General features: G+C 53.2%; 15 protein-coding genes. 9 read left to right on the top strand and 6 right to left on the bottom strand.

Annotation, left to right across the window (positions count from 1 at the left end):
- Positions 1 to 77: 77 nt before the first annotated feature.
- The gene (locus tag WKJ03_RS03375; RefSeq protein ID WP_337840742.1) at positions 78 to 1307 is read left to right on the top strand and encodes an MFS transporter; all 1230 of its coding nucleotides are present in this window, start codon (positions 78 to 80) and stop codon (positions 1305 to 1307) included.
- A gap of 67 nt (positions 1308 to 1374) precedes the next feature.
- Here the strand turns inward: WKJ03_RS03375 and WKJ03_RS03380 are convergent, their stop codons facing one another.
- On the bottom strand, positions 1375 to 2997 hold the full coding sequence (locus WKJ03_RS03380) for a methyl-accepting chemotaxis protein (protein ID WP_337840743.1): 1623 nt from the start codon (positions 2995 to 2997) through the stop codon (positions 1375 to 1377).
- Positions 2998 to 3196: 199 nt separating this feature from the next.
- Entirely contained in the window at positions 3197 to 3946 is a 750-nt protein-coding gene (locus WKJ03_RS03385; protein WP_337840744.1) for a glutathione S-transferase family protein, read from the bottom strand.
- Positions 3947 to 4042: 96 nt separating this feature from the next.
- Here WKJ03_RS03385 and WKJ03_RS03390 point away from each other — a divergent pair, with 96 nt between their 5' ends.
- From WKJ03_RS03390 to WKJ03_RS03405, 4 genes are read left to right on the top strand one after another with little or no spacing between them, the layout of a single operon-like run.
- On the top strand, positions 4043 to 4405 hold the full coding sequence (locus WKJ03_RS03390; RefSeq protein ID WP_337840745.1) for a helix-turn-helix transcriptional regulator: 363 nt from the start codon (positions 4043 to 4045) through the stop codon (positions 4403 to 4405).
- Complete coding sequence (locus WKJ03_RS03395) at positions 4402 to 4914, top strand: SRPBCC domain-containing protein (protein WP_337840746.1); 513 nt, start codon at positions 4402 to 4404, stop codon at positions 4912 to 4914. The genes WKJ03_RS03390 and WKJ03_RS03395 overlap by 4 nt, the downstream gene beginning before the upstream one ends.
- 11 nt (positions 4915 to 4925) lie before the next feature.
- Positions 4926 to 5489, top strand: a complete 564-nt coding sequence (locus WKJ03_RS03400) for a DUF4287 domain-containing protein (protein WP_337840747.1) — start codon at positions 4926 to 4928, stop codon at positions 5487 to 5489.
- Positions 5490 to 5502: 13 nt separating this feature from the next.
- The gene (locus WKJ03_RS03405; protein WP_337840748.1) at positions 5503 to 5874 is read left to right on the top strand and encodes a VOC family protein; all 372 of its coding nucleotides are present in this window, start codon (positions 5503 to 5505) and stop codon (positions 5872 to 5874) included.
- Positions 5875 to 6039: 165 nt separating this feature from the next.
- Here WKJ03_RS03405 and WKJ03_RS03410 read toward each other — a convergent pair whose 3' ends face one another.
- Positions 6040 to 8271: a S46 family peptidase gene (locus WKJ03_RS03410; RefSeq protein ID WP_337840749.1), complete on the bottom strand. Its 2232-nt coding sequence runs from the start codon at positions 8269 to 8271 to the stop codon at positions 6040 to 6042.
- A gap of 164 nt (positions 8272 to 8435) precedes the next feature.
- On the opposite strand from WKJ03_RS03410, the gene WKJ03_RS03415 reads away from it, so the two are divergent.
- The gene (locus WKJ03_RS03415) at positions 8436 to 9374 is read left to right on the top strand and encodes a hypothetical protein (protein WP_337840750.1); all 939 of its coding nucleotides are present in this window, start codon (positions 8436 to 8438) and stop codon (positions 9372 to 9374) included.
- A 43-nt stretch (positions 9375 to 9417) separates the two neighbouring features.
- On the opposite strand, the gene WKJ03_RS03420 is transcribed toward WKJ03_RS03415, so the two are convergent.
- Positions 9418 to 11010, bottom strand: a complete 1593-nt coding sequence (locus WKJ03_RS03420; protein ID WP_337840751.1) for an oligopeptide:H+ symporter — start codon at positions 11008 to 11010, stop codon at positions 9418 to 9420.
- A gap of 261 nt (positions 11011 to 11271) precedes the next feature.
- On the opposite strand from WKJ03_RS03420, the gene WKJ03_RS03425 reads away from it, so the two are divergent.
- On the top strand, positions 11272 to 11682 hold the full coding sequence (locus WKJ03_RS03425) for a YccF domain-containing protein (protein WP_337840752.1): 411 nt from the start codon (positions 11272 to 11274) through the stop codon (positions 11680 to 11682).
- A gap of 70 nt (positions 11683 to 11752) precedes the next feature.
- Entirely contained in the window at positions 11753 to 12604 is an 852-nt protein-coding gene (locus WKJ03_RS03430; protein WP_337840753.1) for a DUF417 family protein, read from the top strand.
- Here WKJ03_RS03430 and WKJ03_RS03435 read toward each other — a convergent pair.
- A complete protein-coding gene (locus WKJ03_RS03435; RefSeq protein ID WP_337840754.1) occupies positions 12583 to 12756 on the bottom strand; it encodes an oxidoreductase-like domain-containing protein in 174 nt (57 codons plus the stop codon). The two genes, WKJ03_RS03430 and WKJ03_RS03435, sit on opposite strands and share 22 nt — an antisense overlap.
- Positions 12757 to 12826: 70 nt before the next feature.
- Here WKJ03_RS03435 and WKJ03_RS03440 point away from each other — a divergent pair, with 70 nt between their 5' ends.
- A complete protein-coding gene (locus WKJ03_RS03440; RefSeq protein WP_337840755.1) occupies positions 12827 to 13162 on the top strand; it encodes an MGMT family protein in 336 nt (111 codons plus the stop codon).
- On the opposite strand, the gene WKJ03_RS03445 is transcribed toward WKJ03_RS03440, so the two are convergent.
- The gene (locus WKJ03_RS03445) at positions 13159 to 14040 is read right to left on the bottom strand and encodes a DMT family transporter (RefSeq protein ID WP_337840756.1); all 882 of its coding nucleotides are present in this window, start codon (positions 14038 to 14040) and stop codon (positions 13159 to 13161) included. The genes WKJ03_RS03440 and WKJ03_RS03445 overlap by 4 nt on opposite strands.
- Between the last annotated feature and the right edge of the window lie 12 nt (positions 14041 to 14052).

Genomic DNA, 14052 nt, shown 5'->3' on the forward strand with positions numbered 1-14052 from the left:
CTGGCCTGTCTGCCACTTGTCGCCCCGGGCGGATGCAGCGATAGTACAGCCCTCAGCAGAACCAAATGGAGCCCTTTATGTTTAATGCTGTGCGTCAACCCGGAGTGCAAGGCGTGGTGCTGGCCGCCGCTGGTATTTTGATGGTGACCATGGGCATACGCCAGTCTTTTGGTTTGTTCGTCAACCCAATCAACGCCGACACAGGCCTGGGCCTGGTGGCTATTAGTTTTGCTTTGGCGATAGCGCAGTTTTGCTGGGGCGCGGTGCAACCTGTGGCCGGCATTCTGGCCGACAAGTATGGCCCCAAACCTGTGTTGTCTTATGGTTTATTGATCCTGGCGATTGGCTGCGCCCTGACGCCTTTTATTCAAAACAGTTTTGGCCTGATTTTTACGGTCGGCCTGCTAGCCGCCATCGGCTCGGGTGCCAGCAGCTTTTCGGTGTTGATAGGTGCCGCGGCCCAGCGTTTACCGGCTGAAGTGCGCGGTTCTGCCTCCGGCATCATCAATGCCGGCGGTTCTTTGGGCCAGTTTGTGTTTGCACCACTGGCACAAAAGCTGATCGCCGTCTTTGGCTGGATGGGTGCTTTATGGGCTTTGGCAGTGGCGGCTCTGGCCGCATTGCCGCTGATTAATAAAGTGACAGGCCACAGCAACAGTCCTCACAATGCCGCATCAGTGCAAAGCGACACCGAAGCGAAACTCTGGCCGACCTTGCGCCAGGCTCTGAGCGATCGCAGTTACGCACTGATCCATCTGGGCTTTTTTACCTGTGGTTTTCATGTGGCCTTTCTGGTGACGCATCTGCCCGGTGAAGTCGAGCTCTGTGGCCTGCCGGCCAGTGTGGCCAGTTGGTCTCTGGCGCTGATTGGCCTGGCCAATATTGCGGGCAGCCTCTATGCTGGTGCGGCGGTGTCCCGCCACCGCAGCAAACATATTCTGGCGCTGATGTATGCGTCACGCGCACTGCTGATTGGCTGGTATTTGCTGATGCCAAAAACCGAGTGGACCTTCTACATTTTTGCGGTAGGCCTGGGCCTGACCTGGCTGGCCACTGTGCCCCCCACTGCGGCCATAGTCGGCAAACTCTTTGGCACCCGCTACCTGGCCACCTTATTTGGCCTGACGCTGTTTTCCCACCAGGTAGGCGGCTTTTTAGGTGCTTATCTTGGGGGCCTGGCGGTCACTGCTTTTGGTGATTTCAGCTGGATGTGGTACGCCGATATAGCACTGGCTTTACTGGCCGCTGCTGCGAATCTGCCTATAAGGGAAGCCAGAATAGAACAGATTCAGGCTCAGCCCGCCTGAACTCTGTTCAGTACGGACGAGAAAGCCGGAGCGAAATCCGGTTTTCTCGTCTTGCTTAGTATGAGAGTTACACCCGAAACTGCGTGACCAGCTGGTTCAGGTGTTCTGCCAGGCGGGCCAGCTCCGCGCTGGACGCCTGGGTTTCATGCGCCCCTTCAGAGGTCTGGGCTGACAAATCGCGAATATTCAGCAGGCCTCTGTCCACCTCTCGGGCCACTGTGGCCTGCTGTTCAGCCGCACTGGCGACTGTCATGTTCTGATCATTAATTTGCTCCAGCGACACCGCTATGCCGGAAAATGCACTGCCAGCGGCGTCTGACGCCTGACGGGTTTCTGTCGCCACCCTGCTGCTGCGCTCAATGCTTTCCACTGTCTGCTGAGTTTCTGCCTGCACTGCCTGCATCATTTTCTCAATTTCTTTGGTCGATTCCTGAGTTCGATGTGCCAGCGCACGCACCTCATCAGCCACTACGGCAAAACCACGGCCACTTTCGCCGGCACGGGCGGCCTCAATAGCCGCATTTAACGCCAGCAGGTTGGTCTGGTCAGCAATAGCGCGGATCACATCCAGCACAGAGCCTATGCTTTGCACCCGCTCCACCAGTTGCTCAATGCCCAGACGGGCTTGCTGCAGGTCTGTTTCCAGCAGCCGGATCGATTGCACCGCCAGGTCGACCCGCTGTTTGCCCTGCTTGGCTTCTTCATCGGCTTCAGTGGAGTTACGTGAGGTTTCCAGTGCATTGCGCGCCACATCTTCAATGGCTGCCGTCAGCTCAGTCACCGCCGTCACCGCCATATCCAGCTCCATACTTTGCTGGTTCAGGGTGCGCGACGACTGTTCCGTCACCACACTCAGCTCTTCAGAAGTAGCGGCCAGCTGGGATGATGAGTGGCTGATATCATGAATAGTCTGACGCAGCTGTTGTTGCATTCTGGCCATAGCGCGGATCAGTTCCCCTGCTTCGTCAGGCTCCTCGTCAGCAAACTGCTGAGTGAGATCGCCAGACGCTATACGCTGGCTGATCAGCACCGCATTGTTCATTGGCAGGGTCAGGCTGCGACTGAAGAAAAAGGCCAACAGGCCCCCCAACAGAATAGCCAGCCCAATCACAGTGATCATGCTGATATTGGCCAGCAGAATACTGTGTTTAGCATTTTGAGATTGCTGATGAGCTGTCTGTTTCTGGTAGAGAGCTAAATCGGCCAGTGCCTGGGTCAACTGCGCTGACGCCTGATTAATACCCTGATGACGCATGGCCTGGGCTTCTGCAAATTTCCGCTCTTTCATTAGAGCCAGCATCTGCTGATGCAGTGCTGCATAACCCGCTCTGGCCTGCAGCACTTTGTCAAAAGCTGACTTGCCTGCGGCCGTTTTATGAAATTCTGCCGCCTGCGCAGAAAAATCTTCGTAATTTTTCATCACGCCAGCCAATGCCTGCCATTGTTGCTCACGCTCTTCTTCCGATTGCGCCAGCAGGATATTCACAGTGTGCAGGCGGATCAGCATAAATTCGCGGTTCATCTCTGCCACCAGCATAGTGGCAGGTAAACGCCGGTCAGCAATATTGTCGATACTGGTCTGGGTTTCGGCAAAACGCAGCATAGCCACCATCCCAACAATCACACTGACCAGCACTAACACACCAAAGGACAAAGCCAGTCGTTTCCCTACTTTTAATTTACGCAGCATCAGGTGTTACTCTCAACAGAAGAATGAATACAAAACAGTGGGCTAAAGCGACACCCCCAGAGGTTTTCTTTAATTTTTTGTGACAACAAAAAAAACCAGCCATCAAAGGCTGGTGATTCCCGATACAGTTTAAAAAGAAAGACTGAGCGTTCAGCAGGTTTGGGTAATCGCTGAGGTTTTAAGGGCGTGTCACTATCCATCAACCGCTTATTCGGTGATCCGCCAGCAGTTTCCCCTGACCGAGCGCCGCCTGTTCATGCTCGGCTTCGCGATAAGGTTCGGCCAGTGCCTGCTGGTACCACAACTGCATTCCAGCTTGCTGCAGCATAAAGCACGCATAGCTTGCAGCAGGCTCTGAAAGTGGCAAGCCATAACTCTGACAACGAAACACCACGGGAGCAAAAAACGCATCCACGGCACTGAATGCGGAACCGGCCAGATAAGGGCCTCCGAACCAGCTGATCCCCTGCTGCCATAACTCAGAAATTCGCTGTAAGTCGTTCAGCACAGCGGCAGGTAAAGGCGTTTTATCGAAGCGGCCACCGGCATGAAAAGGGCAATAGCCGCGCAAAGCACTAAAACCTGAATGCATCTCCGCACTGGCCGAACGTGCCCAGCTGCGTGCTTTGGCATCAGCAGGCCAGACCCCCGGATGCCGCTCAGCCAGGTATTCAACAATAGCCAGCGAATCCCACACCACCCAGCCGTCGTCATGCAAACAAGGGACTTTGGCATTGGGCGCAAAGCCTTTAAACAGTCCGGCATTGTCATTGCTCTGGAACAGCACCTGCTGCTCTTCAAAGGCAATGCCCAGTTCCGTCAGCAGCAACCAGGGCCGCAACGACCAGGACGAGTAATTTTTATTGGCAATAAATAGCTGATACATAAAGGTTCCTCTGTTGACCACTGCAGTGTAACGCCACTGTGCCACCGCAACAGAGCTAAACAAGCCAGCTTCGGCAAGAAACCAGCCTATCCGCAATCACTGGTCCGATTTGACAGGGATGCTGTTATAGGTAACCATCTAGTTACTTATGGAGCCCCTATGAACGAACAACAGCTGGATCAGGTGTTTCTGGCGCTGGCCAACAGCAGCAGGCGATTGCTGCTCGACCTGATTGCCGCCAGACCAGGCTGCACACTCAGCCAACTGCAGGCTGAATTCAGCATCAGCCGTATTGGCCTGATGAAGCATTTGCAGGTGCTGCTGGATGCCGGTCTGGTGATGGCACAAAAACAAGGCCGGGAACGGCCCCTGTATTTTAACCCTGTGCCTTTGCAGCAAATCCATCAGCGTTGGGGCGACCAATACCGGGATTTCTGGGCCAGCCAGTTGCTGCGGTTAAAAGCAGCAGTGGAACAGCCTGAGCACACTACAACAGAACTGACGACTAAGGACCTGTTATGACCGAAACCAGCCGACTGGTGTCCAAAATTGTGATCAACGGCAGTCTCGAAGCCATCTGGCGCGAGCTGACCAAAAACGACGAACCCCAGGCCGCGGTGTTTAATGCCTGGTTACATGCCCAGGCGCTGGTGCCCGGTGCCAGCTTGCAGATGCGTACCGCAGACGGCCGTAATGTGCTGGTGATTGGCAAGGTAATGGAGTACGAACCGCCGTACCGTTTTGTTCACAGCTTTCGGTTTACCCAGTACGACGACCCGGAATGTGTGGTCTGCTACGAGCTGAAACAGCTGGAGCAAGGGGTGGAGGTGTCGCTGATTGTCGAGAACCTGCCGGTGGGCACCCGCACCGCCAAAGATATGGCTGGGGGCAGTACCTTGATCCTGAACACCTTAAAGGCGGTGGTCGAAACCGGCAAACCGGCCTTTGGTACCCGCGTGATGTATTTCCTGTTCAGCAAACTGGGGTTTGTGTTACCCGCCAAAACCCGCGCTGAACACTGGCCTTTATAAGGAATAGAACCATGACCGAAGTGACAGCCGCCGAACAAAGCCAATGGCGTAACCTGGAACAAAGTACCGGCAAATCTCAGGCAGAGTGGCTGACTCTTGCCAATCAACAGAGCTTCAGCAAACACAGCGAACTGGTGAACTGGCTGAAAAGCGAATTTGGCATAGGCCATGGCTACGCCAATCTGGTGGCGCACAGGGCCAAAGAAGCCGCAGCGGGCGGTCCTGCCTTAGAAGAAGATTTAGTGGCTGCTCAATACGCCGGTGCTAAAGCCGCTCTGAAGCCCTGGTATGACGAGCTGCTGCAGTATCTGCACAGCCTGGGCAGCGACATTGAAATCAGCCCGAAAAAAACCTACGTCAGCCTCAGACGCAACAAACAATTTGCGCTTATTCAGCCCTCCACCGCCAGCCGGCTGGACATAGGCCTGAATTTAAAAGGGGTAGAGCCGCAAGGCCTGCTGGAAGCATCCGGCAGCTTTAACGCCATGTGCAGCCATCGCATCCGGATCAGTCAGGCGGCCGATCTGAACGATGAACTGAAATACTGGTTAAAAGAAGCTTACTTAAAAGGTTAAAGGAGAGATTCGCATGGAATTAGGTGCATTTTCCGTCAGCTTAACGGTGAAGGATATTGAAGCTTCCAAGCAGTTTTACCAGAAACTGGGGTTTAGTATCTTTGCCGGTGAGCAAAGCCAGAACTGGTTAATCTTAAAAAATGGCGACACAGTACTGGGGTTGTTTCAGGGCATGTTTGAGAAAAATATCCTGACCTTTAACCCAGGCTGGAACCAGAATGCCGAACCTCTGGCTGAGTTTACTGATATCCGGCAAATTCAGCAGCACCTGCTGGCACAAGGCATTCAGTTGCAGAAAAGCGCAGATGAAACCAGTTCAGGCCCAGCCCATATAGTGCTGGAAGACCCGGACGGGAATCAGATAATGCTGGACCAGCACCGCTAAGTTGCAGTCAGCAAAGGTGTCTGATGCAGGTGGCCCTGTTCTTTTTTTGCTAATTTTAGTGGAGGTCTCCGGCCCTGTTTTCGCGAAAAACTGCCAGGGGCTATTCTCACTCACGACACGCTATTCACAGAGTTGGCGCAGCAAGCTGCGCCATTGCTGCAGCGCTTAGTGACGCACTATGCTCATTTCACTCAGCAGGTTATCGGCACCGTCCACATACTGCATCATCCACAGCATAAAGCGGATATCGACATGAATAGCGCGGGTGATTTCCGGGTTGAAGTACCAGTCTTTGGTGATGGACTCATAAGTGGAATCAAAGTTTAACCCCACCAGTTCACCGCGGGCATTCATCACCGCAGAGCCTGAGTTACCGCCCGTGGTGTCAGCGCTCGACAGGAAGTTCACCGGCACTGAGTTAAACGCCGTTTTCTTTGGCTCCGGGCAGCTAAAAATACCGCAGTACCAGGGGCTTTTCGTCTGCGCCGCTAAATCGGCATAAAAATAGCCATCTGTTTTGCCTTGGGTGTAAGCATCCACCAGCGCCTGCGGCACATGAAACGGATACGCCGCCTGACGTTTGGCAATCATGCCTTTGACCGAAGTAAAGGGCGTTTTATAAACGCCGTCTTTGGCCGGGTAACCGTCCACTGTGCCGTAAGTAATACGCAGTGTGCTGTTGGCGTCCGGGTACACCGGCTTACCCTGCTCTTTGTTGTAGGCAATAATGGCCTGCATATAAGCCGGGCGCACCACAGCAATCTGGCCTTTCAGGGTTTTGTCCTGCAGCTCCAGCGCTTTGTTTTTGCCGGCAATGGCCACCGCCAGACGAATAAAGGCGTCGTCGCTTTGCTCAAAGGCTTCGGCCTTTTGACCTAACCAGGCCAGCCGGCCTTCGGTGCTGGCCAGTTGGCTCTGTGCATACAGCTTTTGCAGCAGCACTTTGATTTGCGCCTGCGTCATACCAGCGGTTAAACCCAAGGCCTGGTCCAGCTCAGCCACCCGCACTGCTTCCGGCTGTGCGGCGTAGTCAGCTAATTGCTCTGACCAAAGTTCGATGTCCATGGCCTCTGCATAACTTTTATCCAGCCGGGCCAACCGGGCTTTAATCATCGGCAAGTCACGGTCCTGGTAACCCATTTCGCGTTCAGCATCTGGTTTTTGCTGCTCTTGCGCCAGACGGTACAAGGTGCTGGCAGCGGTTAATAAATCGCTGCGTTTGGCATTTTCAAAGTAATAGGTCTGCTGGGTAAAAGCCTGCTCAGCGTCGACCACCTTGGCCAGCTCCAGCAAAGCCTGCTGGTAGGCAGCACGGGACGGGTCAGCTTTAATCCACTGGTTCAGCTGCTGCTCACGCTCCAGCTTAATGGCATGAATGTCGGTCACTTGAAAGCCGTCCAGCAAGCCCTGCAGTTTTTTCATGCGGTTGTTATGGCTTTTTACCACTGAGGCGTATTTTACTTTCAGTTCAGCATCGGCGGCACCTAAACGGTCGATGCTGTTGATCATCTGCTGATAAGTTTTCACCATGGCCGGGTATTGCCAGTCGGCGGCAAAAGCAATTTCGTCCGCCAAACGGTAACGGCTGGTCTGGCCCGGATAACCGGCCAGTAAAATACCATCGCCTTCACGCACACCATTGGCATTTACTTTTAAGAAGCTCTTCGGCTGGTAGGGCACGTTCTCTTCAGCATAAGGCGCTGGTTTGCCGTCTTTGCCAACATAACCACGCAGGAAGGTGTAGTCGCCGGTATGGCGTGGGTATTCGAAGTTATCGATGTCGCCACCAAAGTTACCGACGGCTTCGCTGGGTGCATACACCAGACGCACATCCTGCAGCATCAGCTGTTTAATCTGAAAATACTGCATGCCATGGTGGAAACTGACCACTGAACAGCGGTAATTCGGGTCGGTTTCACAGTCTTTAATCAGGTTCTTGCGCGCCGTTTCAATGGCTTCATAACGCTCAGCGCCGGTCAGACCGCTCAGGCTGGCTGTGACTTTGTCCGTCACATCCAGCACCTCTTCAGTAATATACAAGCGCTCCTGCGGCCCGGCTGGCAGTTCTTCTTTTAAGGTTTTAGCCAGAAAGCCTTTTTCAATCAGGTTGTTGTCTTTGGTCGAGTTATTCTGAATGGCGTTGTAACCACAGTGGTGGTTGGTCACCACCAGGCCCTGCCCTGACACAAAAGACGCTGAGCAATAGCCCAGGCTGACAATGGCATTCATCGGATACTGGCTTAAATCGGCCAGTTGCTTACCCGGAATTTCAATACCGGCTTTAGTCAGTTGCGTTTGTAATTCAGCCAACTGATGCGGCTGCCATTGGCCTTCATCGGCATAGGCAGATGAAGCCAAAACAGCAGTCAGGGCTGCAGTAAGTACTCTGTATTTCATAAGGACCTGTGATTGTATTTGTTGTGGTGCGCCGATTATCCATGCTTTAGGCTGCAGTGCAACCGCGAGGCGTTCAAGTGCAGCTGCTGGCCGATAATTTTGTCCACAACAATTTACCCAATAAGATCAACGTGCTAACAATAAGGCTCGTTCAAGGAGTGACCATGGTTGATCTGAGCAATTTCATTGAAAAATTCCGTCCTTTGCACCTGGCACAGCGTTGTTACCTGCTGGCGAGCTTAAGCCTGCTGCTGTATTTACTGACGCTGGCCAAAGCCACAGTACTGATGCAAATCTTTGCTGTGTTGTTACTTAGCGCCACTGCTATTGAAATGTGGCAACGTTTTGCGCTTTGGTGGCACAGCCTGCTGGGCAAAGCACTGATCCTGGTGTTTTATGCCATAGTGCTGAACTTCTCTTTTGCTTATGCCGAATCCATGGTGAATTCTGTGCTGGGTATCCGGCCTGATGTGGTGCCTTATACGGTCAATCTGGCCGCTTTATTACTGGCCCCAGCCTGGGCCCTGATTGGCAGCATGCTGGTGTTACAGCTCTACACCACTCTGCATGTCGGTAAAGTGATGTTGCTGCTGATGCTGCGCCCCTTTGGCTTGCGGGCCCGGCATATTTTGCCGGACGAGCCTTACCCTGGCTGGACCCTCTGTGCCCGTATTCTGTATTTGCCTGTGGTCAGCATGTTTTTGCTGATGGCGCTGGCCAGCTATTTCAGCGGTAAACCAGAGCAGTTTTTTCAGTTGGACGACCCCGTGATTGAAGCCAGCATCAGCAGTGATACGTCCAAGCCATCCGCTGAGAAACAACTGCAGCAAGACAACCTGATTGATGGTGAAGGCCCGGTATTGCCCACTATGTTGTGGCTGAATAAAACGCTGGCGACGTTCAATTACCAGATAGAAAGCTTAAGTGCATCCAGTTGTGCCCTGACAGCCCCGACCCATCTGGTGCATATTAATGACTTTGAAGTGCTGCGGATCACCCCGGATCCAACCGCTGAGCTGGGCTACAGGTATGAAGTCGCGCTCTGCCAGTCGCCGGCTTTTGGTCACAACAAATCCAATCCGAAAACAGCAGAATTGCCATAAAAAAAGCCAGCATCGCTGGCTTTTTCGTTAAAGGGGTAATCCCTTAATGGCCCTGGGCCTGTTTCATCTGCCGGTTCAGCAGTGGGGTTAACACAAACATCAGTGCACCACAGGCCACACCTATCCAGCCTAAGGTGGCAAACACATCGGCATAAATACCCAGCGCCGCTTCTGTGCTGGTTCCGGCTGGCATCGACGCCAGAGTGCCAAAACGGCCAGCCAGCATTTCACCAAAGGCGGAGGCCAGGAACCAGACGCCCATCATCAGACTGACCACCCGTGGCACCGATAAGCTGGTCACCGCAGACAAACCAATGGGAGACAGCGCCATTTCACCAATTTCCAGCACCAGATAAGCCAGAATAAACCACCAGAACCAGGCCAGGCCGTTCGCTTCCGGGTTCAGCGCTGCATACTGCAGAATAAAGTGGGCTAAACCTGCAAACAACAAACCAAAACCAAACTTGGCTGAAGCAGATGGGTTCCAGCCTTTGCGGTCCAGCACAGGCCAGAGCCAGGCAAAAGGAATAGCCAAAGCGAAAATAAACAAAGCGCCAACTGCGGTCAGCTGCGACGCATTGGGCGTAAATTCAGCCAGGCCCAAATTAAAGGTGTAGCTGTTCATCACCCGGTCGGAAAACGCCAGCCAGGTGCCGTAGGTTTGTTCGTACAGGCCCCAGAACACTGCAGAGATCGCAATCAGCACCATCAACACCACCATATTGGCGCGTTCCACCCTGTTGCACTGCACAAAAATAAACTTAAACCACCAGATCAGCAGGCCAATACTCATCGCAATAGCCACGACTTCAGTGGCGGTAATTTCAGTGCCTTCGGCCAGCCCCAACAACGCAGCCAAAGCGCCAAAATCAAAACGGGTTTGCAGAATTTGTTGCACCAGCACCACACCGGCCACTGCACCCAGATAAATCAGCCATTCCCGTTTCAGGCCAAAGCGTTTTTCCTGCAGCAAATGCGGCTGGGCCGGTTCGGCCTGACCATGCAAATGCTGACTGTTCAGCACAAAAACCGCCAGCCCCAGCAATAAACCAATACCGGCTGAACCAAAACCATATTCCCAGCCGTATTCAATGCCCACCCAGCCCACAAACAAACTGGAGATAAAAGCACCCAGGTTAATGCCCATATAAAAAATGGTGAAAGCCGAATCACGGCGTGGGTCATCCTCTGCGTATAAACGGCCCACTATGGTCGAAATATTGGGTTTTAAAAAGCCGACGCCCACCGCCACCAGCGCCAGTGATAAATACATCACCTGCACGGCCACCTGATCAACCCCCATGTCAGGTGTAGCAGCATGACCCCGATAGGCCATACCCAGCATACCCACGGCCATCAGAGCGCCACCAAAAGTCACGGCTTTGCGCATACCCAGGTATTTGTCAGCCAGCAGCCCCCCGACCACAGGCAAGGCATAGGCCAGACCAGCGTAAGTACCGAGCAGAATGTAGCCGTCGTTATCGGAAAATAAATGGTGTTTGGTCAGATAGAGAAACAGCAGCGCTTTGAGGCCATAAAAGGCAAAACGCTCCCACATTTCGGTGAAAAAACAGATATAGAGCCCTAAAGGGTGCCCAAACAGCTCACGCTGCCCGGCCAGATGTGTGGTTGTCATACAGTTCCGCTTTGTGTTGATCTTGTTATGTTGAAGTCTGTCTGTGCAGACCAGGTCCCGTATTAAACCCAATGCCCTGACCCGCAGCAAATAAATTTACCCTGTTGTTTTGCGGATCCAGTGGTCAAAACCACCAGCTATTAGTAAAAACCATCATTACGCACCGGCCCAACAATAAGTCAACCTATTGATTTAATTAAACTTAAAAGTATGGCATTAAAGTTGATACCTTTTTAACAGAGACAAAAAAAGGAGAACTTTATGAGCCTGCTGCGACTGATTTTTAACCTGCTGTGGTTTGTGATGGGTGGTTTTGTGATGGGGCTGGCCTGGTGGCTGGTTGGCCTGCTGTGCTTTATCAGTATTGTGTTTATCCCCTTTGGCCGTGCCTGTTTTGTGATTGGTGAAATGGCGTTCTGGCCCTTTGGCAATGAGCATGTCAACCGGGAGCGGCTAAACCGGGTGGCTGATATTGGCACTGGCCCGCTGGGCCTGGTAGGCAATGTGATCTGGCTGGTGTTTGCCGGTTTCTGGCTGGCGCTCGGGCACCTGATCCACGCCGTGGCCTGTTTTGTCAGTATTATCGGCATCCCTTTTGGCCTGGCCCACTTAAAACTGGCGACCCTGACGCTGATGCCGATTGGCCGTACTGTGGTCAATAAAGCGTATTAAGCTGAAAGTGTTTACCGCTGACGCAGGTCTTCTTCGCATGCCATTTTTGTGGTGATACGGAGAAGACCTTGTGTTTAAAATTTCCCTTTCTGTGCCAAAACAACACTGTTTATCCTTGCTGATCACCGCCTGTGTCAGCCTGAGTTTTGGGTTATTGGCGTTGTCCGGTGCTGCCGGTGTGGACGGAGCCCTGAGTAAAGTGCTGGGGTTTTATCAGCTGAATACCGAAGCCAATCTGGCACTGCTGCGTCCGTTGACGCTGTTGCTGTTCAGCCTGTTGGCACTGCTGCCCTGGCTGGCCTTTTTTAAGCCCGGATACTCTGGGATACTGGCGCTGCTTTTGCTGATCACGGCCCTGCCCCCTTTAGTTTCTTTGACCGGTTCCATCCATTGGATCGACAGTCTGGGAGGTTTTCCGGCTATTGGTTCAGGTCAGGGTATTATCAAATACGCAGCCTTAGTGGCGCTGGCCGGCTACTGGTTGCGCCCTTTCCACCAATGGCAACACTGGCTGAACTATGCCCCTGTGGCACTGGTGTTGTTGTGGATAGGCGGCATGAAGTTTACTGCTATTGAAGCGCAGGGTATTGAAGATCTGGTGCAAAGTTCACCGCTGCTCAACTGGTTGTATCTGCTGTTTGACTTGCAGACCACGTCCAACCTGATTGGTGTTTATGATCTGTTGGCCCTGAGCTTATTGGGCATAGGCCTGAAATACAAACCGCTGTTCTGGCCCGGCTGGCTGATGTGTCTGTCCGTCTTTCTGACCACACAGAGTTTTTTAGTCACTTTTGCCGGCGCATTTTCCGGGCCTGCGGTACTGACAGGCTCCGGGCAGTTTTTGATTAAAGACTTGTGGTTTATTGCCAATCTGCTGGTGTTGCTGCGCTGGCAGCTGCATCAGTCCGCCTGCCCGGCCTGAGCCTGTTGCCAGGCCTGTTGCTGGGCGCGGTAATAATCCCAGACACAAGGGCAGCAGCTGCCACTGCCACAACAGTCGCTGCTGTCCGGGGCCACCGGCTCTTCATCCGGCACTTTGACTTTTATTTCACCAATCTGAACGTACTGGTTCATGCAAAAACCTCTGGGAAAAAACGGCGCAGAGTGTAGCATAAGCGCCAGCAAAACTTGAAAACCCACACCGATGAATGAAAAACAGCAACGCATTTGGCAAACCGTTTTACAAATTCCAGCCGGAAAAATTGCCAGTTATGGTCAGATAGCCGACTTAGCCGGCTTGCCTGGCCGGGCCCGGCTGGTGGGGAAAGTCTTGGGGCAAGCCCCCGATACCATGCAATTGCCCTGGTACAGAGTGATGCGCAGTGGCGGCCAACTGGCCTTTGCCGCAGGCACTCCCCATGCACTGACGCAGCAACAGCTGCTGTTGGCCGAAGGGGTTGTTGTCCGCAACGGCCGGGTGGCGAAAGAATTCTGGTGGCAACCCGATTTAGCTGAATTGCTGTTTAAGCTGCAGTACTAATGGAAGGCTTTGGAGCGTAACAACCAGCGCAGCGGCAACTGCGATGCCAGCATGCCCAGCAGCATCAGGCCACAGCCCAGCAGCGCCCGGCCCCCCAGCTCTTCACCCAATAACAACACGCCGCCTATGGCCGCAAACACAGTTTCCAGGCTGAGGATAATGGCGGCATGGGCCGGATGCGCATGTTTTTGCGCCAGCACCTGCAGCGTATAGGCAATGCCCACAGACACCACACCTGAAAATAATAAGGGCTGCCAGGCCGCCACCGCCTGAGCTGGGGTGGGCGTTTCGATACTCAGCGCAACAATGGCGCTCAGCAGGCCACAGACCACAAACTGCAGGCAAGCCAACAAAATAGGCGGCACTTTTTTGGTGTAATGGTCAATACAGAGCAAATGCGCTGCCCAGAATAAAGCGCCAATCAGCTGCAACAAATCGCCCAGGTTCACTGTAAAATTGTCACCGACACTTAAAAGGTACAAACCACTGATGGCAATTCCTGCCCCCAGCCAGGTATTGGCATTGGTGCGTTGTCCCAATAACAAACCAAGCACAGGCACCAGCACCATATAGAGCCCGGTAATAAAACCTGCATTGGCAGCACTGGTGTAGAGCAAGCCGACCTGCTGCAGCGACGCCGCAATAAAGAGTACGGCCCCCACTGGCAATGCGGCCCACAGCAGGGCTTTTTTATCGTACGCACCCAAGCGGCCGGTTTTTTTATACCAATAAATCAGTGGCAGCAGACTCAAAGCACCAATCAAAAAACGCAGTGCATTAAAAGCATAAGGCTCCAGGTAATCCATGCCCAGGCGCTGAGCGACAAAGCCCAGACCCCAAATAGCAGCAGCCAGTAATAACATCAGATTGGCTTGCATAGTCTTCCCTCG

Source organism: Rheinheimera sp. (genome assembly GCF_037442525.1).
Lineage (GTDB): Bacteria > Pseudomonadota > Gammaproteobacteria > Enterobacterales > Alteromonadaceae > Pararheinheimera.